The organism is Paenisporosarcina macmurdoensis, assembly GCF_042658845.1.
GTDB lineage: Bacteria > Bacillota > Bacilli > Bacillales_A > Planococcaceae > Paenisporosarcina > Paenisporosarcina macmurdoensis.
Window position 1 is genome coordinate 72,932 of the sequence record NZ_JBHSRI010000005.1, and the last position, 26,194, is coordinate 99,125.

The 26,194-nt window shown below is 37.3% G+C and carries 25 protein-coding genes; 11 read left to right on the plus strand and 14 right to left on the minus strand.

The features are described 5' to 3' along the window. Window positions 1-60: 60 nt before the first annotated feature. The 6 genes from ACFPYN_RS05710 to ACFPYN_RS05735 all read right to left on the minus strand — a co-directional run bounded on the left by ACFPYN_RS05710 (window position 61) and on the right by ACFPYN_RS05735 (window position 6,040). Entirely contained in the window at window positions 61-612 is a 552-nt protein-coding gene (locus ACFPYN_RS05710) for a hypothetical protein (RefSeq protein WP_377733048.1), read from the minus strand. A 14-nt stretch (window positions 613-626) separates the two neighbouring features. Then, a complete protein-coding gene (locus ACFPYN_RS05715) occupies window positions 627-1,700 on the minus strand; it encodes a M23 family metallopeptidase (RefSeq protein ID WP_377733049.1) in 1,074 nt (357 codons plus the stop codon). Window positions 1,701-1,717: 17 nt separating this feature from the next. Then, the gene (locus tag ACFPYN_RS05720) at window positions 1,718-3,589 is read right to left on the minus strand and encodes a VirB4 family type IV secretion system protein (protein ID WP_377733050.1); all 1,872 of its coding nucleotides are present in this window, start codon (window positions 3,587-3,589) and stop codon (window positions 1,718-1,720) included. Window positions 3,590-3,601: 12 nt separating this feature from the next. Next, window positions 3,602-4,636 carry a TrsD gene (locus ACFPYN_RS05725; RefSeq protein WP_377733051.1) on the minus strand — a complete coding sequence of 345 codons (1,035 nt, stop codon included), beginning with the start codon at window positions 4,634-4,636 and terminating at the stop codon, window positions 3,602-3,604. A 20-nt stretch (window positions 4,637-4,656) separates the two neighbouring features. Beyond that, window positions 4,657-4,881, minus strand: coding sequence for a hypothetical protein (locus ACFPYN_RS05730; protein ID WP_108587780.1), 225 nt, complete (start codon window positions 4,879-4,881; stop codon window positions 4,657-4,659). A gap of 214 nt (window positions 4,882-5,095) precedes the next feature. Next, on the minus strand, window positions 5,096-6,040 hold the full coding sequence (locus ACFPYN_RS05735) for a replication initiator protein A (protein ID WP_377733052.1): 945 nt from the start codon (window positions 6,038-6,040) through the stop codon (window positions 5,096-5,098). A 315-nt stretch (window positions 6,041-6,355) separates the two neighbouring features. Between ACFPYN_RS05735 and ACFPYN_RS05740 the strand changes: the two genes are divergently transcribed. Continuing rightward, complete coding sequence (locus ACFPYN_RS05740; RefSeq protein ID WP_377733053.1) at window positions 6,356-6,676, plus strand: helix-turn-helix domain-containing protein; 321 nt, start codon at window positions 6,356-6,358, stop codon at window positions 6,674-6,676. A gap of 133 nt (window positions 6,677-6,809) precedes the next feature. On the opposite strand, the gene ACFPYN_RS05745 is transcribed toward ACFPYN_RS05740, so the two are convergent. The 3 genes from ACFPYN_RS05745 to ACFPYN_RS05755 form a co-directional block, all read right to left on the minus strand. After that, window positions 6,810-8,321, minus strand: a complete 1,512-nt coding sequence (locus ACFPYN_RS05745; RefSeq protein ID WP_377733054.1) for a primase C-terminal domain-containing protein — start codon at window positions 8,319-8,321, stop codon at window positions 6,810-6,812. A 530-nt stretch (window positions 8,322-8,851) separates the two neighbouring features. Continuing rightward, window positions 8,852-9,211: a DUF5388 domain-containing protein gene (locus tag ACFPYN_RS05750; RefSeq protein WP_377733055.1), complete on the minus strand. Its 360-nt coding sequence runs from the start codon at window positions 9,209-9,211 to the stop codon at window positions 8,852-8,854. Continuing rightward, window positions 9,204-10,058, minus strand: coding sequence for an AAA family ATPase (locus ACFPYN_RS05755; protein WP_377733056.1), 855 nt, complete (start codon window positions 10,056-10,058; stop codon window positions 9,204-9,206). Before ACFPYN_RS05755 ends, ACFPYN_RS05750 begins: the two co-directional genes overlap by 8 nt. A gap of 813 nt (window positions 10,059-10,871) precedes the next feature. On the opposite strand from ACFPYN_RS05755, the gene ACFPYN_RS05760 reads away from it, so the two are divergent. After that, complete coding sequence (locus ACFPYN_RS05760; protein WP_377733057.1) at window positions 10,872-11,270, plus strand: YkvA family protein; 399 nt, start codon at window positions 10,872-10,874, stop codon at window positions 11,268-11,270. A gap of 434 nt (window positions 11,271-11,704) precedes the next feature. Here ACFPYN_RS05760 and ACFPYN_RS05765 read toward each other — a convergent pair whose 3' ends face one another. The 5 genes from ACFPYN_RS05765 to ACFPYN_RS05785 all read right to left on the minus strand — a co-directional run bounded on the left by ACFPYN_RS05765 (window position 11,705) and on the right by ACFPYN_RS05785 (window position 15,674). Next, the gene (locus ACFPYN_RS05765) at window positions 11,705-12,388 is read right to left on the minus strand and encodes a hypothetical protein (RefSeq protein WP_377733058.1); all 684 of its coding nucleotides are present in this window, start codon (window positions 12,386-12,388) and stop codon (window positions 11,705-11,707) included. 1,136 nt (window positions 12,389-13,524) lie between these two features. Further along, window positions 13,525-14,190, minus strand: a complete 666-nt coding sequence (locus tag ACFPYN_RS05770; RefSeq protein ID WP_377733059.1) for a Fic family protein — start codon at window positions 14,188-14,190, stop codon at window positions 13,525-13,527. A 40-nt stretch (window positions 14,191-14,230) separates the two neighbouring features. Next, a complete protein-coding gene (locus tag ACFPYN_RS05775) occupies window positions 14,231-14,959 on the minus strand; it encodes a Fic family protein (protein WP_377733060.1) in 729 nt (242 codons plus the stop codon). Between the two features lie 234 nt (window positions 14,960-15,193). Beyond that, window positions 15,194-15,454 (minus strand): hypothetical protein, encoded by a 261-nt coding sequence (locus tag ACFPYN_RS05780; RefSeq protein ID WP_377733061.1) that lies wholly within the window; start codon window positions 15,452-15,454, stop codon window positions 15,194-15,196. Then, window positions 15,444-15,674 carry a hypothetical protein gene (locus ACFPYN_RS05785; protein WP_377733062.1) on the minus strand — a complete coding sequence of 77 codons (231 nt, stop codon included), beginning with the start codon at window positions 15,672-15,674 and terminating at the stop codon, window positions 15,444-15,446. Before ACFPYN_RS05785 ends, ACFPYN_RS05780 begins: the two co-directional genes overlap by 11 nt. Window positions 15,675-15,894: 220 nt before the next feature. On the opposite strand from ACFPYN_RS05785, the gene mobQ reads away from it, so the two are divergent. From mobQ to ACFPYN_RS05830, 9 genes are all read left to right on the plus strand, one after another. Further along, window positions 15,895-17,955: a MobQ family relaxase gene (gene mobQ, locus ACFPYN_RS05790; protein WP_377733063.1), complete on the plus strand. Its 2,061-nt coding sequence runs from the start codon at window positions 15,895-15,897 to the stop codon at window positions 17,953-17,955. A 15-nt stretch (window positions 17,956-17,970) separates the two neighbouring features. Beyond that, complete coding sequence (locus ACFPYN_RS05795; protein ID WP_377733064.1) at window positions 17,971-18,576, plus strand: type IV secretory system conjugative DNA transfer family protein; 606 nt, start codon at window positions 17,971-17,973, stop codon at window positions 18,574-18,576. A gap of 738 nt (window positions 18,577-19,314) precedes the next feature. Then, complete coding sequence (gene ltrA / locus ACFPYN_RS05800) at window positions 19,315-21,141, plus strand: group II intron reverse transcriptase/maturase (protein WP_377733065.1); 1,827 nt, start codon at window positions 19,315-19,317, stop codon at window positions 21,139-21,141. Between the two features lie 134 nt (window positions 21,142-21,275). Then, the gene (locus ACFPYN_RS05805; protein ID WP_377733074.1) at window positions 21,276-22,649 is read left to right on the plus strand and encodes a VirD4-like conjugal transfer protein, CD1115 family; all 1,374 of its coding nucleotides are present in this window, start codon (window positions 21,276-21,278) and stop codon (window positions 22,647-22,649) included. A 60-nt stretch (window positions 22,650-22,709) separates the two neighbouring features. Then, complete coding sequence (locus ACFPYN_RS05810) at window positions 22,710-22,931, plus strand: hypothetical protein (protein ID WP_377733066.1); 222 nt, start codon at window positions 22,710-22,712, stop codon at window positions 22,929-22,931. Then, window positions 22,924-24,525, plus strand: a complete 1,602-nt coding sequence (locus tag ACFPYN_RS05815) for an ArdC family protein (RefSeq protein ID WP_377733067.1) — start codon at window positions 22,924-22,926, stop codon at window positions 24,523-24,525. Before ACFPYN_RS05810 ends, ACFPYN_RS05815 begins: the two co-directional genes overlap by 8 nt. 23 nt (window positions 24,526-24,548) lie before the next feature. Continuing rightward, window positions 24,549-24,755 carry a hypothetical protein gene (locus tag ACFPYN_RS05820; protein ID WP_377733068.1) on the plus strand — a complete coding sequence of 69 codons (207 nt, stop codon included), beginning with the start codon at window positions 24,549-24,551 and terminating at the stop codon, window positions 24,753-24,755. A 270-nt stretch (window positions 24,756-25,025) separates the two neighbouring features. Beyond that, on the plus strand, window positions 25,026-25,298 hold the full coding sequence (locus ACFPYN_RS05825) for a hypothetical protein (protein ID WP_377733069.1): 273 nt from the start codon (window positions 25,026-25,028) through the stop codon (window positions 25,296-25,298). A gap of 567 nt (window positions 25,299-25,865) precedes the next feature. After that, window positions 25,866-26,194: hypothetical protein (locus ACFPYN_RS05830; RefSeq protein WP_377733070.1), on the plus strand; the 329-nt coding region annotated here is incomplete at its 3' end.

Sequence of the window (26,194 nt, forward strand, 5' to 3'; positions counted from 1 at the left end):
CATCCTCACTATCTTTTGTAAGATGGGCATCTCTGTTCACATCCCTTTTGTGTCTCGTGTCTATGAAGAAATCTCTTGAATCACCTGTTCTCCTGATACGAGAGGTTCCAAATCGTGGGCATCTACCTTCAGTTCACCGTCTTCGATTATCCATGTAATCGTGGACATCAAGATTAAGAGTGGTTGATCCCCAGGATTCACAAACTCATCGTCAATCCCTGTTAAGGTAGCTTTGTATAGTGCATATACCTGATAGGAGTCTTCTTGCTTTCGAACGGAAATGTTATAAATCTCAAGCTCTTTCATTTCACTCACGTCCACGTCTTCAGACGTTTCATTTTCTGACAGGGTTTGTTCAACCTCTTTACGGTAACGTGTTGTAAAGTAATCCATCGAACCGCCTTGTAAACTGTCTGTTAGAAAACGTTCAGTTTGAGTAAACACTTCTTTTTCTTCCTTCTTCGATGCCTCAACTTTTTCGACATCGTTCGACAAATCTGCATTTTCTCGTTTTAAGTCTTGATTGGCTGCAAATATATTAAACAAAATGAGTGCCAACGCCACTACCAAGACAATCAGTAAAATATTGACCAGTTTCAAGCGATTTTCCATTGGCTAGCTCTCCCTTACACAGGTTCTTTTAAATACAACATCGGATTAAGTCGGGTTCCAAACTTCTGTCCTGCTTGAATCTCAAAATGAAGGTGATCACCTGTTGAACGACCAGTAGACCCACATTGACCGATGACTTCCAGCTGTCGAACTTGTTGCCCTACCTTCACGTCAATGCGACTTAAATGCGCGTACGCCGTAAAGAGATTGTTTTGATGCTGAATGACAACGATGTTGCCGTACGTATTGGTTGGATAACTGCTTGGAAACTCCGCATACACGACTTTCCCTTCCTTAGCTGTGTAAATAGGATCGGGATTATCACAAGCAAAATCGACACCTTCATGGTTACTGATGTCTCCTGTGATGGGATGAATTCGGACTCCGTAGTTGGAATTCACTTGTACATTAGGAATGGGTTGCGCAAATTCACTCGACTGTGTCGTGCAATTCATCGTCAATCCGCCGAGTGAACTAACCATCGCCGTAATCGTCGGTACCCAGTGGGCGTTTAAGTTCGTTGGGTCGTTCTCTGCCCCAATTGGTGCGTAGACTGAACCTAAATCAACAATGGTCACGTATCCGTCTTTAATGATTCGGTTGTGCAGTGTCTGCCCCATCGACTCCAGGCCTTCTTCTAAGGTAGAAAACTGCATCAATCCATCTTTCCCCATCAAACCACCTGGATTATTTTTCGTGACCACTGCATTTGACGTCCCATTGGTCGTTTCGTGAAGAGCAATCGCAGCCATGAGAACCGGGTCAATGCCTTGTTCACTCGCAATTTGGATAAAGAGTTCTTCTTTGCCTGAAAAGACGCCTGCCGTGTTCATTTTGGCTTCCCATAACTCTTGGTTGATTTCTCCATTGACTGCGCAATACGCGCCTCCTACAGCCTCTGAAAGGGTCTCTGTGTTTTGTTCTGGGTTTTCTAAATCAAATCCTTTATCTTTTCCATTCATGGACATGAAAACAGGAATTACCAGCAGGACGAGGGCGGTCCCGAAGACCACTAACCCAATAGGATTGAAGAAAATCTTCATTAGAAGCAAATGGCCAAGTGTCTTGGCTGTCTCCTTTGCGTTCATCTCCTCATCCCTCCCCTTTAAATCGTGATGTCGTTGATGCTTTTCTGATCAAACCACAACATTTCCGTCACTTCATTTAGTTGGACTTCCAGTTTGATTTTTTTGGAACCAGTATAGAAAATGCCTTTTCCAGCCTGCTCTTTTTTCTTCCCATCTTTTAAAATGAGCGTTTCGCGTTCTCCTTTTGAAAACGTGTTGCCCAGTTCTTCTTCTAAATATTTCAATTCTTCTTCGCTCATCGGTAAATACAATCGCTGTACGGATTGAGTGATAATTGCTTTCCCGTAGTTTCGATTTTCATCTCGAGCTGATAAAAAGTCTTCTACCGACTGAGAAGCCGTCGTAATGCCACAATTGAACGAACGGAGCACTTTCATCATGAAATAAATGAATTCCATGGCTTTTGGTACTTTGGGATCCGCGATAACGTGAGCTTCATCTATAAAGATTTCACTTGGTTCACGGTCGCCACTCATAATCTCGTAGGTGGTATGCGAGAGAATGTTATAAAATAAGATTCGTTGAATCTTCTCGTTATTGCTCATCTCTTTTAAGTCGTAACACACCAGGTCATTATCGATGCTGATGTTGGTGTGTCCGTTAAACAGTTCCGAATACATCCCCGTTACATAGGTTTTGAGAGTCGTATAGAAATCCCGTACCGTATCAAATAGATAAGGGTCTTTTTTTTGGTCTTTTCCTATGAGCTCATATAAATCTTGTAGAGTTGGATAGTCTGTTGCGGTTAATGCGCTTGTATTGGTTGCATCTGTAATGCCTTTTTCCGCATAGACCTTTTGGATATAGCTACTTAAAATCTCTTCTTGTAAATCCGTCATGCTGTTATACATGAGTCGAAACATAACCAACAGATTAGAGATTTTCGTTAACAAAATATTGCCGAATTCGGTTTCTTCGACTATCATTTTTTCACTGACTTTTGGCAGGTCCATCGGATTAATGCGATTCCCACCTTTTAATTGAAACTTCACCCATGCCCCACCTAAATCAGCGTAATTGCGCCCAAACTCACCTTTTGGATCAATAGTAATGATTTTACGTCCGAGCATATGCTTGTTCGTCATGTTGGCAAATAGATACGTAGATTTCCCGATACCAGAAATTCCAATGACAAACTCATGTCGGTTTAATAGCTTCGTATCATCGACAATCACGACATTTCCTGTCGTCATGTTTCGGCCTTTAATAAGTCCCGTTTGGGAAAACATTTCATTTTCATGAAAGGGAAAGAAATAGGAAATGGCTTCGGAGTTGCTCATCTTGTAAGTCAGCTCATCCACCTTGTTTTCATTCAGGGGCAGGAAGGAACGGAAGGCATCAATCGCACGGTCCGTTGGGTTATGGATAATCCCAATTTTGGAGAATTTACTTTTCACTGTAGTAGTTAACTGATCGAGTTCATCTGTAGAACTCGCTACTAAGTGAATCAGCGTGTGGAATAAGAAGATTTTGTCGTTTCGATACGCCAGATTTTTGAGCATTTCTGACGCACTATCAATTTGCCCTTGAGAATCAATCATGGTATTTTCATCGGCAAAGCGTGTATTCATTTTCATGCGGTTTTGTTTAATACTTTTAACGAGCTGCGAACGCACTTCGCCTGTATGGTACTCCTGAACATAATTGATAATAGACACGTTCTCTGGAATTTCGGTCACTTGTTGGATTTTGTTTTGGTCTTGAACCGGATCGTAATCGACAATGAGTAATGAACGGGTATAGTTGGCACCGACACGCACGTAAGAGTCGTATTCCGTGATGTTGTCAGGTGCTAATACCGTCAGAAGGGATTGATTCATCCCTCGTACCGTTTCTTCAAAATCCGATTCTTGTTTTTTCCTTGGGAGTAGTTGTTTGAACCAATTCATTATGCCACCTCCTTATTCAAATCGATTGTTCATTTGATCCTTATAATAGTTCAGCAATTCTTTGGCCGTATTCTTGCCGATGATGACATCTGCGCTGGCATTCGTTTTGCTGATGATGTTTTCACCTTGGGCTTGAGCATTTTCAAAATCGATGCAGGAATAATAAAACCGCAGTAATTCATCATTGTTCAATACGTTCACATCAAGCTTTTCGTATCCACTTAACATCTGTTCAAGCTTTGATTTTAATATATTTGCGGTTGTATCAATCTTCAGATAGTCCTTATCTGAACTAGTCATTGGTCTCGAGATGACCACGTAGCGTTTTCGTGTCACCATGTTTTTGGATTTCTGAATCCGTTCAATTTGATTGAAATACCCCGTTTTTAATACTCGTTTGGCATACGAGGAATCAGTTTCCAATTGATCATTAAACCACATCAGATAATTCGTTAAATTAATGGGTTGTGCCACCTGCATGATTTGAATTTGTTTTTCCCCTGAATCATTCAAAAACGATTGATACGATTCAAGCACGCGTTCTTTTGACAATTCATTCATCAACGATAAATTCACGGAGGATACTTCTAGCACCTTGATTAACGTGCGATTGGACGATTCGATGCAGCCATTGGCAATGTTCACTAATCCTAGTTCGGTCCGTGTATCGCCATTCTTTCGACTCATCGGCAAGTCTCCTTTCGCGTAATAAAACTCTTTCTTTCTGATGTTGGCTTGTAGTTTCCAAATCACTTTGTATTGTAAAAGTGACAGGTTTTTTCGTACTGGATGTTTGGTTAGTTGAAAAACGGCGACCAGCATTGTAGGTGTAAACGCAATTAACATTAATTTCTGATCCAAATACCCAAATCTGAATAACGAATACGAAATCACAATACCTAACAAAACAAAAGGAGATAGAACGAACACATCTTGAAACGAGATATTGCCATACACATATTTCTTCGTGTCGATATTCAGTGGTAATTCGACTTTTCCAGAAGTTCGTAATCGTTCTTGTCGTTCAAAATAACCTTCAGAACGCATAGCTATCACATCTTTCTAGATTAAAGATTCGTTTGGACATACTCGATGACCGGACGAGCGAGTAAGAATAGAACCACGCCTAACACACATAATTTAATTCCGTTCTTGAATTTGGGGGAAGATTGTTCATCTCCTGCCCACACGCCAATTGCACAAATAAGTAAACCAATGGCGAAGATGGTAATAAACGTCCCTTGCATATCGCTAAAGAGCGTATCTAAAAACCCTTGTATTCTCTCAAACATTTCCTCCACCTCCTAAATCTTGTATTTAACCAACTGTAACAGATTTGCCGTAATACAGGCAAGTCTTATACCCATATTTTTGGTAGTTCTATTTTCCTTTTCTAACTAGTCAATAAGTTCCTATATTATTATGAATTCAAGAGACTTTATTTCAAGATAACATTGTTAACTAATGATTAAATTTTGATTTATATATAAAAAAAGTTGAGAAGAATTACTTTCTCAACTTTGCTAATAACTGTTCTCTTTTTTCCATGAACTCCGGTGTTAATTCTTCCGTCTGTTCATCAACAGAAGGAGTTTTTCGTTTTTGTTGCTGCTCAAATAACCAGTCTGGCACCGTTTCTTCTTTCTTTTGGTAGATGCCCTTTTGTCCTTGTATCGATAACCATTCTTTCTTGTCTTCAACTGCTTTCGTCAATCGAGCTGTTATGCTTTTAATCTTGCCTGGCGTCCGTTCCAGTGAGTATTGAAGGGCATCTGCATATTGGTAGTCGGTTAAAATAGATGCATGTCCTAAATAATGATTCACAATATCCCGTACCTTAATTCCATCATCCATCAATCGCTCTTTATGTTTTATCATCACTTCTTTTATCACGGATGGCATCTCAATTTCGTCAATTCCTTGATTGATAAGATAGTCAGTCTCTTTAAAGTCAGTATCACTAAGGTCAGTATCATTAGTGTTAAAATTTTTAACTTCTTGAAGTAAAGAATTTTGATTTCTTGAAGTTAAATTTTTTAACTTCCTATGCGGCTCTAAGGATGAAGGTTTATCCCTTGAAGCTTGAATCGCTACCACATCTTCATTCGTCACCTGCGGTTTCAGTAAATAAAGACGATTACATTGAGATAATCCCATTCGTTTTTCTTCAAGCAATTCAGCTTTTTGTAGCTCTTTTTTTATTTTGATAACCGTCGGTTTACTGCAATTTAAAATTTCAGCTAACTGCTCATTTCCAAACAAAAAATAAATGTATCCATCGTCATCAAACCACTGATTTCGAATCGAAAGTTCTAGACGATCTTGCAAAAGTGCAAAGGCTATCTTCGCATCATTGCTCATTTTCTTATAGAAGTCACTGGTGAAAAAGATTTTCGGTAAGCGATAAAAACGCTCTCCTACTTCTTCTTGAACACGAAACTTATTGGTCATATAAAAATCTCCTTTTGAGTTAGTTTCATATACCAAAAACTCCAAAGTAAAAATACTCATTCCTGAAGACTGTTATTAAGGCAATGTTACCTAATGAACAAAGGTTCACAATCCCCCAGCCAAGTGCTATACTAAACACATCTTTTACATGAATTTCTTTGAATTTTCTCTACCCATATACTTCGTTATTGCTGGTCGCCAAACTATTCAATAACAAAGTGAGTTTAAATTTTTTGATATATATATAAAAATTTAAACTCAGTATACCACCAACAAGCAGTAAATCCATAACGATTTTTGAAAGGATTTTCCAATATGACTCAAAATGAAACGGATATTTATCAAAAAATAGGCAATGCTTTAAAAGAAATCCGAAAAGAAAAAAAGCTCACCCTTCAATACATTCAAAAAATCAGTGCACTACACCCAGCCAATATTTCCAAAGTTGAAAATGGGAAATCCAATCCTAGTATTGGTTGGATCATTCATTACTGCAATGCACTAGACGTAGATCCAAATGAAGTCTTTATACGAGCATTTGCGGAAGATTTCAAATCCCAACAACTGGACCGTATCTTTGATAAATTTGCTTCCTACCAGGTTGAAAACAAACCAACTGAAAAAGACAAACTGTAAAACACAACATTCGAATCTTTGTTGTGTTTTTTTAGTGGGAAAAATCAAAACCAAGAAGATGGATAGATACCAAACATAAAACAGGATACGAAAAACAGACACGTATACAGATATGTAATGGCAGACTGGACAATTAAGACGTATTCAGGGTAAATAGGCTGTCGATCCTTGGTATAACAGCATTTTCGATATTTTGTACGATGTAATCCAATGATTCAATCGCTTGTGTATTCTCGTATTCTTGCATCATAAGTCGAATTGCGGCGGTATAAGTAGCCCGATGGGCTTGATTGAATGCTAGTGCACACTGAAGAAGCACAGCAACAGACGTTAATCCTGTTTGTGCTTTGCAACCTTTTCCCTCTGTCTTCATCATGATTTTAGACGATTTCCTTACGACTTCGTTAAACGTACTACGAGAAATGTTGATTTCTTCACAGATTTGTCTTTGTGTCGCCCAAGTAATGGGATTTGAGATGTTGGTTTGTTGGGCAATGTATGCCAAAATATCAGTTTCCCACTCTTCATAATGACTCCGTTTTCGATCTTTTCTCGCCTTTTTAAATTTGTGCCACCCATTCGGATTAGATTGAATCGTAATAGGTTTTCCACTCCCCCACTCTTCAAGGAGTTGCTGAATATAAGTTGAGTGAGCTCCTTTAAAACGCCCTTTATACGCGCTTTTTATAATTTTTCTTACTTCTGAATGCTTCAGTGGGGCGTGTAAGGATGAATTCATTTCATCTAGCAAGTTATAAGTCTCGTCTTCTTCTTTTCCAGCACTGTAGCAAGCAAGAGCTAAAGTAAATAATAGATTGTCTCGACCAATTTGACCTTGATTTCCTCTTACATGTTTCGCAGCTAGTAACTCCTGAAACCAGGCTTGTTGTGTAACGTCTTGCAAGGTTTTATGTTCATGTACTACAAACAAACCACGTCCATGGCTATCATCTTGTCTTCTGGACCATTCAATTAAATGACCAAAATCAAACGTCATTTCTTTTGAAAACCATCTTACGTTATCTTCTTTTGGTATACGGAAAAAGCCAAAGTCGTTACACGAGAGATCGACTCCCTGTAAAACCTTCGCTAGGCTGCGTTTAATATTCTCTGATATCCGTTTAGCTACTTTGAGACCACGAAAATCATTTTTACTGGAAATGAACAGAGGCTTGTCCAATACAAAGTAAGCCTGGAATCCTTTCGGAGTTTCCAAGATAAGGGTTGGCGCACCGATGCTTTGATCTAATGCTGCCGTTAGAATCTCTGTGTAAGGTTGTTTTTTTGAATCGATATCGACAACAAAGGTATTGATTTGCTGTAAGTTGGTTTCAACATGCCCTTTAATGTAATTTCGACTTTGGTTTGTGTAAGTACCATAATTAAAAACATTTGGTGTCCAGTGGGACAGTTGGTTACTATCTTCAACCACTGACTCTTTAGAAGTTAGAATATATCCTTTTACTCCACTAGAGGTATGTAAATCTTCTTTTGAACGAGTTACAAAAATACTTCCTTTTTTGTTTAGAGTAGATTCTCTTATAACAATACTCTGTTTTGATAGAGATGCTCGTGAACCGATTTTTTTAAATTCCGTTAATCCATCATGAAGAACTAAGTCAAACAATGATTTCAAATCTTCCATTACGCATCCCCTATCTCTAGCAACTAGTTTAAGAAATTACCTAAATCTCTCAATTAGTTACAAAGTATAGAAGAATAAAAACCCTTATACAATAAGGGTTTGAGGTCTTTTTTAAAATGGTAGATCAGTCTACAAATCTACATGTAGACTAATCTACAAATCTACAAATCTACATGTAATCACGTCTACATGTAGACCAATCTACAAATCTACATGTAGACCAATCTACAAATCTACATGTAGACCAATCTACATGTCTATATTTTCATAATATAAAATGCGGTAGGATTGTTGGTATAGATGGATTTAACCGTTCTATCCAGTTGGTTTAATTATTCATCCTAGAATTAAAATATCACTAATATAGATTCGTCTACAAATCTACATGTAGACGCGTCTACAATTCTACATGTAGACGCGTCTACAAATCTACAAATCTACATGTAGATGGGTCTACAAATCTACATGTAGATGGGTCTACAGCTTTTAAAAAAGATGAGTTAGCATGTGCTATCTCATCTTTTAGTGTTTTATTTCGATTTGCTCTTATAAAGTTCAAAAATAATCTCGAACTGTTTTCTTTCATCTTTTGTTAATATATTTGAAATATAGTCATTGATAAGTAAATCCGTGACATCATCAACTGTAGAAGCAATTCCCAATGTAACCAATGCATTAATTTTATTTTTGGTACTCATGTTTAATCGAACCGTTGTAGATTTTTCGGCAACCACATTGGTTGTATTGACTGTCTTTTTAGAAGCTACTTCCGCAGTTTTATCAGCTTCCTTGTCAGTTTCAAGTTCCTTGATATTAAACGTATTTTTCGGAACAGCCGTTTTGCTTCTTTGAATAAGACCTGGGGGCTTTTTTCTAAGTAAATCAGACATCTACAACGTCTCCAATCGTTTCTAATGAGTTCGATGGGTTAGTTGCTGCATCTAATCGCTGGATAAATTCAGTAGCAACTTGTATATAGCTTTCAATAACGTTTTTGTCATGCATATCATTTTCAGTTATTCCCGTCATATCAAATCTCTTTAATCTTTCCATCTGTTTAACTACCTTTTGGAAAATATTATGTTCCCCAAAAATCGCCTTTGCTGTGTCTAATGTTTGAATATCTACAGCTGCACCATTTTTCCATAATACGGGTAGAATACCTAAGATATCTAAATTGGCATCATAATCATCGATAAGCGTTTGAAGATAGGTTGTAAAACCTTCAGCACCTTGTAAACTTCTTTCTTGCGTTTGTAATACCACAACTACAAAGTCGGATGCATACAATGCTGAATCGGTAATAATAGAGATAGTAGGGGGTACATCAATAAAGATAAAATCATAGTCTTGTTTTAATGGCTCTAATAATGTCGAAAAAAATTGTACTCGATCAATTTCCTTGGGAAATTTCTTTTCTAACAGTTTCGGGTATTGAGCAAAATCACTGAAACTCGGTAAAAGATATAAATTTTCTTTTATAGGAGTTACGATACTACTCAAATCCTCATCTTGAATGGCTGACATTAATGTCTTTTCATATGAGACAATATCATCTTCAATAAGGGCCTTTGTTCTTAAAAACAAACTAGTAGCATTTGCTTGGGGATCTTGGTCACTTAATAGAACCTTATAACCCATTTTAGCCAAGCAATACGCAATCATAGTGCTATTCGTAGTCTTTCCAGTACCACCCTTAAAATTACCAAAAGTTATAACCTGACATGAATGATTCATTAAAAAACCTCCTCCAATAATATAAATAGCAATTCAGGTTTTATGTAAATGTAGATTTGTAGACAAGTGAAGATAACTAATAATTTAAAAATAACACTATTATAATATAAATACAATCATAAACTTCAGTATTCACCATACATTTTCATGTTTTCTTTTTTTGTCTACAAATCTACATGTAACCGAATCTACATGTAGATTTGTAGACATCTAGATTTATTTTCTTTAAACGTGTGACAAATATATTCTTTTGTTAGCTATTGTCTCTATTGCTAGTTTTAACTATCAGGGAAAGCGCAGCTCTGGATATAATTATTTTCATGTCAAAATCCCTTCATGTAGAACCTTTTCAAAAACGTGTTAACTTTCTAGAATCTTCCTCCCTCCAATTTATATCGACGGAAATCCGATACTAATAAGCTTCTATGATTCAACTTAAAGTAAGTAGAATTCCCATTAAATTGCGCCATATCAGATTTTCAAACTCTACGTAAGTAGATATTTCCACTTTTCTACCTGTGCAAGAATGATTCTAATCCTCGCACAGGTAGATATTTCTACTTTTCTACTTATGTTAGAATTAAGCTCTTTCTCACATAAGTAGATATTTCCACTTACGCTATTTCGAATAATATTTTAACAAAAGTAGAAGTTTTCTTTATGGAAAACTTTAGAAGGATAAACTTGGCTGTTCATGTGGTTAATAATCACATTATCGAAGCAATCGAGGGATGGAGTAACCCCCGAATCGTTCAAGTTTGCCTAATCAAATTATTAATTTATAATTTTTATGGATAAGGGGTCTAACTGATAATGAAAAGAGATAATAAATTATCTCAATTAAAAAACTACGCTAGAAAATTAAAACAAGATACATTCGTTCTATACCTATCTTACAAAGACGATAGAACTCCTTGGTACGCAAAAGCTGTTGCAATCTGTGTTGTAGCATACGCCTTTAGTCCAATTGATTTAATTCCTGATTTTATCCCCGTTTTAGGGTATTTGGATGACCTAATTCTTGTTCCTCTAGGAATCGCTCTTGCTTTTAAATTGATACCTCCTCATATAATCGAGGAAAACCGGGTAAAGGCTGAAGAGATGAGGAAGAATGGAAAACCAAAGAATTGGTTAGTTGGTACTCTCTTTATTATTATTTGGATTTTGCTCGTGTTTTGGAGTGGGAAATTGATCATTGATCTCACTACATAAGGATTATTAATGCGCAATGTATATCAAACCAGAAAAAAAGAGAGCTGGAAATCCAGCTCTCTTTTTGAAGTAAAGTACCCTTTAATTGACGAAGATTTATTGTAAAGTTGACGCATACTGTGGCATAAAAAGGATGGGTTTCCCGGTCTAATTTGGCTTATCTAGTTTGTCAGAAATAGTACATAGTAGTTTGTTCTTTTCCTGCTGTATTTTTAAAAATTTAATCATAAACCAAATAACAAAAACAACTGGCGTTATAAAACAAGATAGCAATAATTGGTGAAAAAGCCAAAATAAAATCTATACTCATTTATAAACCTCCTCTTATTTTTGAAAATTACGTAATGTTAATATCGGCAATATGTTTGCGATTTATTAGGTAGTTTACAATACGGCCATACTACGCTTCTACAACAAACCTTCAATAAGAAGAGCTACCTGTCTACATTCTCAAAGTATTTTTTAACATATTCCCTAATGAAATTATCTCGTTTCAGCAAATCTTCTTCCGTCCGGAAAAAGCCGACTTTTTTGACCCTTTGCTCTAACGGCAGCTTGTTCCATTCCTCAATTGCTTCTCCCTCTATTTCATAACGCTTTCGAACAGTTGAAATCATGATGTCTGTTTTTTCAGCTCTAATTTCCTCGTCTGACTTTGGTTTTGGTAACCTGTTTAACAATTGTTGTTCAAGTTCTTTTTTCTTTACATCCAATTCGTGAAGTATTTTTTTTTCAAATTCTTTCTGCATTTTTTCGAATTTACGACCCATTTCTACCATCACTTGTGCCTCACTAAGCCCTTGTTCTTCATCATTCTTTAAGTCTGGGAAGGGTCTCACTTCAAGATGGGCTGAAAGAACGTTGGAAATTGCATCTAAACTCCATTTTTGAGATCTTTTCTTAATGATGAATATGGCAATGTCTACATCTAAGTCATCATATACTTTTTTATCAGCAACTCTTTGAATGTAATGAATACCTTTGTTTTCAAAATCCTTAAACCATTTATCGACGGTATTATAGTGAAAAGATTCTTTAACAGTTGTTTCTTCTTCGTATCTTCTTTGTATTTCTTCTGTGAAGTCACTTATATGCCAGACTGCCTCTTTTAGCTCCATATACATACCGCCTTTTAATTAAATTAAGTGTGGCCCACAAGTGATTTGTTCCCCACAAATGAATCAACAGTCATCAACTAACCAGCAACAAATGATGAATCATTCTAGTAACACTCATTGATCACTTACCACTAGTAGCACATTAAAGAAGTTCATTTACTAATCACTTGTAGACAACTAAACACTAAGAGACCACCAGACCTTACTATTTATTTGGGTGTAGAAACATCTTTCAACACACATGAACCAATCAACAACAAATGATGAATCATTCTTGTAACACTCATTAATCACTTACCACTAGTAGCACATTAAAGAATTCGATTTACTAATCACTTGTAGACAACTAAACACTAAAAGACCACCAGACCTTACTATTTATTTGGGTGTAGAAACACCTTTCAATACTCATGAACCAATCAACAACAAATGATGAATCATTCTTATAACACTCATAAATCACTAACCACTCGTAGATCATTTAAGAATTACATTTACATGCCACTAGTAGACAACTGAACACTAAGAAACCCTAAGAAAATGAAATATGTTTAGGAGTCAATCCATCTTTCATTCGCCTTGAATCATTCAAACAACAAATGATGAATCACTCATGTAAAACTAATAAACTACTAACCACTCGTAGATCATTAAGCAAATTTAATACTTAGACACTTGTAGACAATAAAGCACCAATAGACCACATATAAAATTTGTTTTTATAATCATTTGTTTCTCACTAACCACTAGTAGACCATTTGAATTGGAAACAGCAAATTCTACAACCATCTAATATCAGTTTATTTCGACAACTTTAATAAATTTCCTTTAATTTCTATATAAAATCTTGTGTCATTTTGTTAATTCATTGGATTCAACCACTAGTGCGATTGTGATGTAAAATTTTGAAAGGATAATAAAAGCGAGTCCAACTCTATGTGAATTGGACTCGCTTTTTGATATTCATATAAAACATCACTTTATTCACTTAACTACAAATGGTTAATCACTCGTGTTCCATTAATAAGCCACTGACTACTCGTAGACCCATTAATCATATTAATTTTGATCACTGGTAGACTACAAAGCACTAGAGAAAGCTACTTAATTAGGTTAGAACTGAACTGCGCAGCACTTTAATAATCAATTCCATGTACACAATTATCATAGGTCCACTGAATAATTGTTTCATCATTATTCGTTTCATAGAATTCTGATAACAATTGATTCCAATACTCTAATTGCTGTTCACTGATATTAACTATGCCTAAGCCATCTAACATCATAATTGCATTGGTAGAAACAATGGCCGTACGCTTATTTCCATCCCAAAACAGTTGTGTTCGCATAGCATAGTACATATATTTCAATGCTTTGTATGTTAGTGATCCTTCACTACTCATAATCTCATTAATCGCAGAGACTACTTCTGATTCAATTGGAATTGTAGGTGTATAGTCAACCCCATGTATTCCTACATTACCTGTTCTTAAAACGCCCCATTCCAGTGATTCATTATAGGATATAAAACTGTTTATTTTACAAGCTGTACTCAGATTAAACGTAGTATCATTAGATAATTTCAATACATATTGATAAGCATTTTTAAGATTGAGAATAACCTGTACATCATCCATGCTAATTCCACTTACACTCATACCTTCTACAATTGTTTTTGTTTGAGGAAAGGTTGTGTTCACATTTTCTAAGCGTGAAGCCGAATGGATCAGTCCAACAATACTTTTCTTTAATAAAAATTTCGCTTCACGTTCATTCAGGTTGTACTTATTTGAACTGTTCACTATTACCATCCTTTTTGAAACCAACTTTAATGAATACTAATTAAAGAACACTCAACCACAGATCTAAACTTTCATCTACTGAATCACTGACCAATTGAACAATTTTTTTATCGTCACCAGTTGTGTGTGCATGATCCAACGCATCATAATATCTTGCTCGATCAATTGCTTTAATGACAGCAGGAGGGAAGCCGGCTTTCATTATTTCATAGTTCATTAACAAACGAGATGTTCGTCCGTTTCCATCGATAAATGGATGAATTTTCACAAACTCTGCATGAACTTTTGCAGCACGTTCTACAGGATGAATCGTTGACCATTCGTTTTCCACTTTGGAAACAAATTGTTCCATTAACTCTTGAACGATTACATGGTCTGGAGGACGGTTAGACGAACCACCAATTAAGACATTTTCGTTTCGAAATACTCCAGCATTATTATCTTGAATTCCTTTTAACACGAGTCGGTGAATGGATTTTATTGTCCATTCCGTCAACCGTTCATGCTTTTGAACAATTTCCTCTAAGAAATTAATTGCGTCTCGATGATTAATAACTTCTAAATGCTCCCGCATTGTCTTGCCGCCTATTGTCATTCCTTCTAAAACCACTTTCGTTTCGGAAATCGTTAAGGTGTTTCCTTCGATAGCGTTTGAATTATAGGTCCAGTCGATTAATACATGATTTAGCAATGACTTCACGGAATGAATTGGTAAAGGCCGTGCTTGATCTAATTTTCTTTTCTTTACGTCAATTTCTTGAAAACTCACAAATATTCACCTCTCTAGCCAATCACAACAGCCATTGTATCTATGCCTATTTTAAATCGTATTTTCTTATCAAATCGATTTTAAATCTTCTTTATTTATTCTACCATTTACATCAAAGAGAGACTTGTTTTAGGTAGGTAGATGATCACTTCGTTCATCCTAGTAGGGGAGAGTATAAACATCATTCCTAACATAAGTAGAAATTTCTACTTGTGTTGTTACAACCAGATTGTTTTATTTAATTTCCAATCTCTTGCTTTTGACAAATGCCGAAAATGTCTGAAATACTTTCTCACGATCTTCCACCGACAATTTTTCTAAACCAAAATGTTTTTCTGCCAGTGCACCCGTTTCAATTAAACGTTTGGTTCGAGCTTTTCTATTTTCCCAACTCACCTTACGCATGGCTTCGTTCGCTAATCGTTTCTTCTTTTGCTGCAAGCCCTTAACTTTTTCTTGTAACTCTTTCGCTTGTTGGAGTCGATTATCCTTCATTATTCATCACTTCATCTTGACGTGTTTTATTTTCCCCATTCACCTGAACAGCCAGTTCTTGAACCCATCTCAATGCTTCTTCTTCTGAATCCACATCCCATACCTTTAATAATTCACGCCCAATATTCAGCTGCATTTGTTCCTCTAATCGTTTTTGTTTTTCCTTTAATTTCTCAATTTGTTGTTCAATCGTTAGAATCTTTTCAAAGTTGTTCGCCATCTCTCAATCACTCCTTTTTTGATTTATATATATAAATATTAGCATATATATAAAAATAATCTATAGTAAATGAGAAATCATGGTATAATATATCCGAGGATTCAAAGACGAGTGCCCATTTATACACCACTAAAGTGGTGCCCTAGGTTTTGCCTTCGGTCAAAAATTTTGTCGCCTTCGGATATATAAAAAATGAAGAAAAAAGAGGGGAGGGATTAAGATGAGTTATTACATGCTACGAGCGAACGTGATCAGTAAAAAAACACAATCTGTAGTAGCAAGTGCCAGCTACCGAAGTGGAATGCCTTTGTATTCAGAACGAGATGAAGAAACCAAAAGCTTTCGAACTCGTGGCGTAGCACCTGAAGCATTCATCTTAAAACCTGATCACGCCCCTGAATGGACGCTTGACCGTGAAACATTATGGAATGAAGTTGAGACAACAGAAAAAGCATGGAACGCTCAGTTAGCTCGTGAGATTCTCATTGCTTTGCCACTCGAACTCAACCATGTTCAGCAAAAACGTCTCGTAGAAACATTTGTTCAAACCCATTTTGTTAACGAAGGAATGGTGGCGGACGTTGCCATTCACCGAGATAAAGAACACAACCCACACGCACATATTTTATTAACGATTCGTCCCTTTAAGGAAGATGGAACTTGGGGAGAGAAGAAAAGAAGAGTGTATGAACGAGACGAAAACGGAGAAATAAAACGAACAGATGATGGGAAAAAGATTTTCCAAACGGTATCTTCGACGGATTGGAATCACCGCGAGACGTTGGTAAAGTGGAGACTTGCGTATGCTGAGTCCATTAATGATACTTTTCTAGAAAACGGCATCCACCAAAAAGTATCTGCGCTTTCTTTTGAAGAACAGGGCTTAGAAAAAGTGGCAGAAGTTCGTTTAGAGCGAAATGAATATCAGTTTGTGAAACGATTAGCAGCACAGGGGAAAGAAGCTACCACTTTTTATCATCAACTAAATCAAGAAATCCGAAAAACAAATCACGAGATTGCACGACTGGAATCTAAAATTGTATCTCTCCCAGCACATCAATCTACACCATCGGTAGAGAAACTTCTTCACCAGGAAACAAGTCTCGTAACGAGTCAACTTGAACCCGAGTACATGAAGAGTATTCATTTCTTACAAGGACGCTTGAAACAAGAAGTGAACTTTACAAATGTCCGTCAACACCTAGAAGGATTGTATCGCTGGAGAGAGCGTACACTCGAACCTAAAGAAACCGAATTGACCGTTACACATGCATTACTGGATGCGGTGAACAAATCGTACCATGCACAAAACAAGGAATTTCTTCAGTCACAAGGCTTCTCAATAAATGGATTCTATAAGCAATTTGTTCCTCGACTAGAAGCATATGAGAGTAAAGATGTAGACCAAGGAAAAGAAGCGAAAACGCAAGACATGTTACTTGAACATACGGAACGAGTTTACAATGTGTGTTCACTCATTACACATCGTACATTCAATGAAATCTTCCCAGATGTCGCAGAAGAATTTAAATGGAATGATCGCGTTCTACGCTCGAAGTCTGACATGCTGGAAGCACTTAAACAGAATAGGTTGGAACAAGTACCTTATCCTGAAGAAGTCTCAGAAGTATTAGCAATCGCTGAAATCGAACAACTCATAGAAAAAAGCGATAGCATAAGCAATACCGTTCGAATTCAATCGCTAACTCGCAATAAGTTGGGTAAAGAAAAAGATGCGCTTATAAACATGCGTGGAGAACCTGAGCAGGTGTATCAGCTCTCTATTAAGGTTAATACGATGCAGCAACTTTTAACACAAAGCAGTCGTAAAGCTGAATTGGTCAACGAACAATTAGGAGTGCTCCTTCGCCACACATTTGCAGATGAAAAAGAAAGCACACTTAAAAAGTACGATGTGTTGCCACTCCAAGTAAAAGCTGACATTTTACGATCTTACAAGGATGAATTGAAGAATGGATTTATCCCGTCTTTACGAGACTGTGTACAGTTCGCTAAATCGCTTGAAACCGAAAGAGCAGACAAGCAGCAAGCCTATGAAAAAACTCACTCCAATTCATTTTTCGATCGATTATCAACCGCACAAAAGGATATTTCTTACTTTGTCGGAGGACGAGCATCTAGTGAATTGCTTGAGCAATTAATTCATCAATCCAGCTCTTCTCACGCATCAAAACAAAGTACACAGCTTTCATCAAAACTAAAAAGAAAAACGAAGAACCAACGCATCCGTCAGCAATTAGATTTAGAAGTCGACTTATAGAAGGGTGGAGGAAGAATGGCGAAACGAAAATTCCGAAAAGGTGCCGGAGTACGAATAGCGATGACGTTCCTATTAACTTTTCTCATTGGATATGTTTTATCTGGACTGTTTACGTTACTGAAGTTAAAAGGTGAGCTAAATAACCGATTACTTGACGTTTCAGGAACCCTTGATTACGTCACGAATGATGCGGACAATCAAACCAAACTATTAATTGTTCTGTTAATGGGCGTATTCTTCTTTTGGTTCCTTTCTAAAATGAACCTGATTGAAAAAACCTATGAAGATGCACATGATTACGGTGTTCATGGTTCTGCGCAATTTACGCAGCCCCAGGACGTCATGGACGGGAAACAGTTATCTAAACGCAATAAATACCACAAGGCGAATCCGAGTAAGACATTTGAGTCTCTTGAAAACGGATTGATCGTGGGGAAGGTACCTGACAAAAAGCAAGTGCTGATCATTCCACGAGAAACGACCATTGATAACCGAAACGTCTATGTGGTTGGTTCTAGTGGGAGTGGGAAAGGACAATCGTATGTAATTCCAAACTTGTTAAATAATCAAGAAGAAACGATTGTGGTCACCGATCCCAAAGGTGGCGCGACACGTTCCTAAGTGAAAAGCTTAGGCATTGTCGAACTAAATAGTTCAGCGATGAACTGTTATTCCAAGAAGTCAAATGATGGGGTAACGCCCTGAAGGGCTTCCTTTAATACTCCGACATGCGAGACAGTTGGCAAGAACTATAATCGTATGAAGCTCGGTGAAGTCGGCTGAGAGATACCGTAAACTCTTTATGAGTTCGAAAGTCGTCCAGAGGTGGTCGATGTATCCCATAAGCCGGAAGTCTATAAAACACCTATGGTTAGGATGCACATAATAAACCAGATGCGATCTGTGGTTTGTGCGGACGAATCCCTGATGGTACGGGTCTATATCGGGAGTAAGTCGAAAGGCTTACGGACACAAATAAGTGTCGCTACTGTGGATTAGTAAGACTCTCCTTTATGAAAGTCCATATATCGTTACAGGCGATATTAAAGGTAGCAGGCTCATAGGGGAAACCTAATGGTGTATGTACAGATAGGAATAACGGAACGTGGTAAGCTGCTAACGTTGAGGACTTGCTATCCAATGAAACGGTTTTAGGGAAAACATTAGGGATAGTACCTACTTGTATAACCTAGATTTATAGCAGTGAAAGTGGTGGCATAGTACCTATGAAACGTGTAACGAACGTGGAGGGATGGCCACTAGTCGTTTGAAGACTGACAGTTACTAGAATGGTTCATACATGGTTTCGAGTAAGACTAAGAGATGTAATTCTCCAGATATGATAGGAGGTTACAGCCCATGTTGAAGAAAACCAAGTTGCGACACAATGAATATTACGACATGCAAAAAGTGTATGACGGACTTTATTCAAGCAGTCAAAACGGTAACAACTTCTATAAGCTAACTGAAATTATTGGTTCAGAAAGAAATATACGATTGGCATATCGTAACATTAAAACCAACAAGGGTAGTAAAACGGCTGGTACTGATGGTCTTACCATCAAGGATATATGGCATTTAAATGATGACCATATTATTTATGAAGTAAGAAAAAGGCTAAAGAATTATTCGCCACAACCAGTGAGAAGAGTATTTATCCCAAAGGAAGGTTCTGATAAGAAAAGACCGCTAGGTATCCAAACGATTTGGGACCGATTAGTTCAGCAGTCCATTCTTCAAGTACTCGAACCAATTTGTGAAGCAAAGTTCCATCCTCACAGTTATGGTTTTCGACCAAATAGGAGCACACATCATGCACTTAGCAGGATGGTGAGCCTTGTAAACGTAGGTAGACAACATTACTGTGTTGACATTGATATTAAAGGTTTCTTCGATAATGTCAGTCATGGAAAATTGCTAAAACAAATATGGACTTTAGGGATAAGAGATAAATCACTTATAAGCATTATTTCCAAGTTACTAAAATCTGAAATACAAGGCGAAGGAATTCCTAACAAAGGTACACCACAAGGCGGAATTATCTCACCTCTTTTGTCAAATATAGTTCTGAATGAACTAGATTGGTGGATAAGTAGCCAATGTGAAACATATAAGCCCCATCGGGCAACGTCTATTGGATTCAGACAGTATGCTAGGAAATATACAAAGCTTAAAGCTGGTTACATCGTACGATACGCCGATGATTTTAAAATCATGTGTCGTACATACCAAGAAGCCAAACGTTTCTATCATGCGACGGTTGACTTTCTTAAATCTCGACTGGGGCTAGAAGTCAATGAACAAAAATCTAGCGTTGTTAACCTGAAGAAAACCTCTTCTGACTTCTTAGGCTTTAAGCTCAAAATTGTTAAACAAAATAAAGCTAGATATGGCTATATTTCGAAAACATCAATGAGTGACAAGTCAATTGCAAAAACGAAGAGAATCTTAAAGAACAGAGTTAAAGAGATACAGCACGAACCTACTGCTGATGCAGTAAAGAGGTTCAATATTACCCTTGTTGGAATTCAAAACTACTATAGATATGCCACAACAATTTACATGGATTTAACAGATGTGAATTACTCTCTCTTAAAATCCATGAAAGCCAGGCTGAAAAAGAACGCTTCAACGGTGAAATTCAGTGAAACAAGCGTACAGTTTAGAAAGCAAGCTACAGGCATTAAACTCAACACTAAGATTTACACAGTACAAAAAGCGCCACTTCTACCAGTTACAGGGGTCCATCATAAAAACCCATGGAATTTTAGTCAAATTATCTGTAACTACACAATAGCTGGTCGCAGTAACGTACACAAAGGTCTTAAAGCGATTCCTAGAGATGTTCTAATACAAGTGATGAACACCTACTCAAAAAATAGGAGCATTGAGTACAACGATAACCGTATCTCAAAGTACGTCGCACAATATGGAAAATGTTATGTAACGGGTGAGCCGATTGGAATTGACCGTGTCCACTGTCATCATGTTATACCGAGGACAAAAGAAGGGTCAGATAAATACTCCAACCTAGTTACGATTGATGTATTCGTACATAGGCTCATTCACATCACCAGTGTTGATAAAATCGCTAAGTACCTAAGGTACTTCAATCTAAACAGAAAACAAATGGATAAACTGAATTCACTGAGAGAAGCTTCTGGCAATGAACCAATAACAACGTAGCTTAAATAAGTCAGTTGGAAACGATGGAACGCCGTATGCGCGGAAACGCGCTCGTACGGTGTGAAGTGGGGGAAAAGACGGAGATAATTTCAAACTCTTACCTATCACTATAACTGTATCATGAAACTGCACAAATCAAACGTGAACAAGGGTATCAGGTATACCAAGTAGATTTTATCAACTTTAATCAAGATCGATACAATTTACTTGATTACGTCGTCGATGATCAAGATGCCCAAAGTGTATCTGTAATCATTGCGAAAAATTCAACTAAAGACGGCAAAGAAGATTTCTTCATGGAACGTGCGCAGAAGATGTTGGCTGGATTAATCGTCTACTGTAAAAAGGAAATTCCGAACGCCAGTATGAAAGACGTTATTTCGACCTTTAATCATAAAGTCGCACCCGATGAAGATGAGTTTCGTGACTGGGTCGAAGAGGATTTAGGACAAGATCATCCTGCGTATCAACTATTAAAGGGGCTGACGACGCTTGGAGGCAATACACGAGCAAGCGTTACGTCTTCATTTGCATCACAAGTGAGTATTTTCACACTTAATAAGATTAGTAAGATGACAAGTACAAGTGATTTTAACTTCCGTACATTTCAGGAACAAAAAAGTGTTTTATATGTGAAGTTGCCCATGGACGATAACCCATTTATGGCGTTAACATCTGTTTTTTTCGATCAACTTATCTCTCAGTTCTATAAAATGGCCGATGAAAATCGCGGCAAGCTAAAGATTCCAACGATTTTCTTATTAGATGAATTTGCGAACATCGGAAAAATCGAGAAATATGGTCGTGTTCTTGCGACTTGTCGAGGTTTGGGGTTATCCATGAACACCATCGTTCAAGATAACGGACAAATAGAAGCCATGTATGGAAAAGAAATGGCACGCTCGATTCTCTCAAACCATGACACGCTCTTATTTTTACGTAGTAAAGACATGGAAACGATTAAGTATTTCTCTCAACTCGCTGGCGAAACAACCGCAAAAGTTCAAACCGGCTCTACAAGTCAAAGTGGTGGCTTTATGAGTGGAAAATCGAGTGCTAGTTCCAGTCAGTCTGAACAATACGTGAAAAGACCCTTGATACCAGAAGGGGACCTATCAAATATTTCAAAGGATACCAGCTACTTATTTGTGAGTGGCATGTTCCCGATGAAACTCGAAAAGGCTTGGCAATCAGAAATATTCGGGAATTATATAGTGCAATTCAATGAAAATAATCAAACGATGTCTTCTAATCAATTAGTAGATTCAAAAGTTGCAGCTACCACAGATGAAGAACCATTAGCTGAATCTCCTTCATCAGTAAGTAGTGGTACCGCCACCCGAATCCTGGAAGAAGAATGGAATCAATCGGAACATTTAAACCTAGATTTTGATGAGTCAGAACTGGAAACGGCTGATCCTACGATAGAAGAGGCTACTCCTAGTGAACACGAAGATATTCAACAGCGATTAAAAGAAAAAGAAGCCAGCATTCGAAACTTTTTCTGATTTTATACATGCCTTAATCTAGGTAAACAGATAAACCACACAACTAAAGGAGTGAACGGGATGTATCTGACCATTAGTGAAATTCTAGCAACAGATAAACGGATATTAAGTTTTTATGATCCTGTGCCCTTTGAGGCACTTACATATGAGGGCGTTCTAGACTTAGAAGAAAACATTGGAGATTACACGGTAACTTGTTACACACCCAAACGAATTGAAGGCAGGTTAGAGCCTTTATATGAGGCCTGGTATGTACGAAAGGACGTGATTGAATATGTCTAACAAAGTAGACTTAACTGAGGTTTCTAAACGGTTAGAGACAAACTTAGAAGATTTATTCAAGAATGACCGATTCCAAGATTTACTGCATGTATTAGCTTCAGGACATCAGTATTCATTCCAAAATGCACTTCTCATTGCTTCACAGAAGCCTGACGCTACCATGATTCGTGGGTTTAAGCAGTGGCAATCACTGGGACGCCATGTGAACAAAGGGGAACGCAGCATCGACATTTTAGTTCCGACTTTCCAGAAAACTGAAGAACAGAAAATACATCAATTGTCCGGTAACGTCTTAACGGATGAACATGGTGACGTTCAATCGGAAGTGAAAGAAACACTAAGTGGCTATGTATATGGCAAAGTATTTGATGTTTCACAAACAACTGGTCGCGACATTCCAAGTGTGCGAGATTTCGTTCAAACAGAACTTCAAGCAGATGGTTCCATGCAAGATCTATATGATAAATTCGTTCAACAGGTAAATGAAGACGATAAAAACCCTTTATCTATTCAAGAAGAAGCTCATGAAAATGAGAGTTTTGGTGGGTATTACAATGCTGCCACTAATGACATTGTGATTAATACCGTTGTCTCACAAACCGCTGATCAGAAGTTTCGTGTCTTAATTCATGAATATGCACACGGCCTTCTTCATAATAAAGAGAGTGAATTACGTGAATTGCCTCGTGGTCATAGAGAAGCACAAGCCGAATCAGCAGCCTATATCGTCTCGAACTATTACGGATTAGAAACAGGCTTTACGTCTACCGGATACATTGCTACTTGGGCACAAGATATTAACGTGGCTAAACAAGCTATTCGAGAAGTACAAAGTGTATCCGCGCAGATGATTGATCAATTAAATGAGCTACAAAGCGAAAAAATTAAAGGCTTTTATCAATCCATCGATCCACAGAAGGTAAAGACCACTTTAGAAGAAAAATGGGACGTATCGTTTGCAGATAAACCAACGTTGCAACTAGTTGATCCGAAGAATGGTCTGGTCGTATTTGCGAAAGTCGAAGAAAACACCCGAGATCAACAATTCTACTTGAGGACTAACACGAATCGCTTGTTGCCTATTGGTGATCTTGAGCAACGCTATACCATCATTAACATTTTAGAGAATAAAAATGAATTGGCGGAAGAGTTCAAAAAGGTGGAAGACTTCCTCAAGATTGAAAAGATTGAAGAAGGAAAATATGCGGTAACAATGGAAGGTGGGCAAACCACTGAACGAACATTTGCGAAAAAAGTAGAAGGTCAAAAGTTTGTTCAAAAAATAGCGATTGCCCAGTCTTTAAATACCGATCGCTTTTTATCGGTTACACCCGTTAAAGAAACGCAGCAGTTACAGACGAAAAATGAAAAACTATTAAACGAGCGAGTTGGGAAATACATCAAAGAGAAAAATTTAAAAGCCGAACACAAACACAATGTCACAGTGGGCTGGCATTTAATGAAAAATCCGTTACTTCAATCACGAGAAGCCTTAGATAAGAACATAGAGTCTTTAAATCCTCATCACAGTCACACTAAAGAACTGAAAGAAGCACTTTCATCAAAAGAAACACAACATGAATTAGAGAAATAAAAGGAAGAGAAAGAGGTCGATATATGATTAAGACAGAGGAAGCCTATCAGTATGCACTGAAAAGAATGAATGAAGATGTTCAAATTATTAAAGACCAAAGAACACATTTTGAAAAGTTAGGCTTGACCGAAGAACAAGTCACCAAAGCCTTACAACCGTCCTTTGCCTTTCACAATCAACTAAAAGAAGAAATTGCGTCCTATGAAAAAACTCTAAATCAAAAAGAATAATTGTCATTAAAGGCTAAAAAGCATTCAAAGTTCCAATCACACAGCCATGTGATTGGGACTTTTCCTTTGTTAAAAATTTAGATAATAAATTATTTTTTGTTCCACAAAGGAGTAATCCTATCACTAAATTAAACATCAAGAGGCGATTACTATATTTTATTAAAAGAGCGTTATGGACGGACTTTTATTTGACCTAATGTCGAAACTTGACGAACGAATACACCACAAACTTCTTTATTTTGCCAGTATAGTATTGGTTGAGGTGATCTTATGATTTCAGATGAATTAATGCACAAACATCATATCGTTAGTGTGTGGTCCTGTTCCAAAAAAGAAGAGACCATTGCCATTGGTTTTGTTAGAGCCTATCTGGGTGAATGTACAGACGGAAGATGGCTTGCGGTAATCACAGATAGCTCCTGGGAGGAATCAGAAGTATTCAAACTTAATACAAGACCAACCGCAATGAAACGAATTAGAGATCGTGGTTTCTATACAAGAATTCGTAAGATTTATTCAAGTAGGGCAGAAGATATAGGATAATACAAAGTTAGTGATATCGAGGCAGTCACATCAATCCTAATAAAGATGTTCGAAGTATATATAAGACAAACTTGCCAAGAAAAACCGGGTGGGTTTTTTACTGCTGTCGGCCAGATTCCCAAATTTATTTATATTTCCAAATTAGAGTAGCTTAATGCTATTCTTTTTTCTTTGTTTTTTTTAATCTAGACGGCTTCTATAGTCAGCATGTTATGAAAAGGGTAGTTTTTCTGAGCAGCTACTTTTCTAATGGTTTGTTGATTAAAAAGAATTTTGGTGATTTGGGGTTTCTGTTTCCCCTTATTACAAAATTTCTATGACAGGATAAGATTTCCACTTTATTACTTCGTCTGCCCAACTCTATCAAATTAGATTTCGTATTATAAACTATCTGAATTTAAGGGGGTGAAAAATATAAGACACTATCGAAAAAGTAACAATCAAAAAAATATTTTTAAAGATTGTTGTCAAAAAGATACGAAAAGAAAACGTTGTTGTAAAAAGCATGTAAAGAGAGATTGTCGCCATAGAGATCATTTGGAAGGAAATTGTCTCCAAAATGACCATATGGATAGAGATTGTATCCGAAGAGACCATAAGCATAGAGACTGTTGTCATTGTAAAAAAGTTGACTGTATATGTTGCAAAGGTGAAAAAGGTCGTAGAGGACCGAGAGGGTTTACAGGAGCAACCGGATTAACTGGTGTTACCGGAGCGACTGGTGCAACTGGTGTTACCGGAGCTACCGGATTTGGAGCGACTGGTGCAATTGGGGCTACCGGAGCTACCGGATTTGGAGCGACTGGTGCAACTGGGGCTACCGGAGCTACCGGATTTGGAGTGACTGGTGCAACTGGGGCTACCGGAGTTACCGGATTTGGAGCGACTGGTGCAAC

Excerpts from the sequence above, each read along its gene's own strand:
- ACFPYN_RS05760 (WP_377733057.1), top strand. The coding sequence starts at position 10,872 with ATGAAAAGAGATAATAAATTATCTCAATTAAAAAACTACGCTAGAAAA.
- mobQ (WP_377733063.1), top strand. The coding sequence starts at position 15,895 with ATGAGTTATTACATGCTACGAGCGAACGTGATCAGTAAAAAAACACAA.
- ACFPYN_RS05715 (WP_377733049.1), bottom strand. The coding sequence starts at position 1,700 with ATGAACGCAAAGGAGACAGCCAAGACACTTGGCCATTTGCTTCTAATG.
- ACFPYN_RS05815 (WP_377733067.1), top strand. The coding sequence starts at position 22,924 with ATGTCTAACAAAGTAGACTTAACTGAGGTTTCTAAACGGTTAGAGACA.
- ACFPYN_RS05730 (WP_108587780.1), bottom strand. The coding sequence starts at position 4,881 with ATGTTTGAGAGAATACAAGGGTTTTTAGATACGCTCTTTAGCGATATG.
- ACFPYN_RS05725 (WP_377733051.1), bottom strand. The coding sequence starts at position 4,636 with ATGCGTTCTGAAGGTTATTTTGAACGACAAGAACGATTACGAACTTCT.
- ACFPYN_RS05735 (WP_377733052.1), bottom strand. The coding sequence starts at position 6,040 with ATGACCAATAAGTTTCGTGTTCAAGAAGAAGTAGGAGAGCGTTTTTAT.
- ACFPYN_RS05780 (WP_377733061.1), bottom strand. The coding sequence starts at position 15,454 with ATGAAGGATAATCGACTCCAACAAGCGAAAGAGTTACAAGAAAAAGTT.
- ACFPYN_RS05745 (WP_377733054.1), bottom strand. The coding sequence starts at position 8,321 with ATGGAAGATTTGAAATCATTGTTTGACTTAGTTCTTCATGATGGATTA.
- ACFPYN_RS05785 (WP_377733062.1), bottom strand. The coding sequence starts at position 15,674 with ATGGCGAACAACTTTGAAAAGATTCTAACGATTGAACAACAAATTGAG.
- ACFPYN_RS05765 (WP_377733058.1), bottom strand. The coding sequence starts at position 12,388 with ATGGAGCTAAAAGAGGCAGTCTGGCATATAAGTGACTTCACAGAAGAA.
- ACFPYN_RS05825 (WP_377733069.1), top strand. The coding sequence starts at position 25,026 with ATGATTTCAGATGAATTAATGCACAAACATCATATCGTTAGTGTGTGG.
- ACFPYN_RS05750 (WP_377733055.1), bottom strand. The coding sequence starts at position 9,211 with ATGTCTGATTTACTTAGAAAAAAGCCCCCAGGTCTTATTCAAAGAAGC.
- ACFPYN_RS05720 (WP_377733050.1), bottom strand. The coding sequence starts at position 3,589 with ATGAATTGGTTCAAACAACTACTCCCAAGGAAAAAACAAGAATCGGAT.
- ACFPYN_RS05740 (WP_377733053.1), top strand. The coding sequence starts at position 6,356 with ATGACTCAAAATGAAACGGATATTTATCAAAAAATAGGCAATGCTTTA.
- ltrA (WP_377733065.1), top strand. The coding sequence starts at position 19,315 with ATGTTGAAGAAAACCAAGTTGCGACACAATGAATATTACGACATGCAA.
- ACFPYN_RS05795 (WP_377733064.1), top strand. The coding sequence starts at position 17,971 with ATGGCGAAACGAAAATTCCGAAAAGGTGCCGGAGTACGAATAGCGATG.
- ACFPYN_RS05755 (WP_377733056.1), bottom strand. The coding sequence starts at position 10,058 with ATGAATCATTCATGTCAGGTTATAACTTTTGGTAATTTTAAGGGTGGT.
- ACFPYN_RS05820 (WP_377733068.1), top strand. The coding sequence starts at position 24,549 with ATGATTAAGACAGAGGAAGCCTATCAGTATGCACTGAAAAGAATGAAT.
- ACFPYN_RS05710 (WP_377733048.1), bottom strand. The coding sequence starts at position 612 with ATGGAAAATCGCTTGAAACTGGTCAATATTTTACTGATTGTCTTGGTA.
- ACFPYN_RS05810 (WP_377733066.1), top strand. The coding sequence starts at position 22,710 with ATGTATCTGACCATTAGTGAAATTCTAGCAACAGATAAACGGATATTA.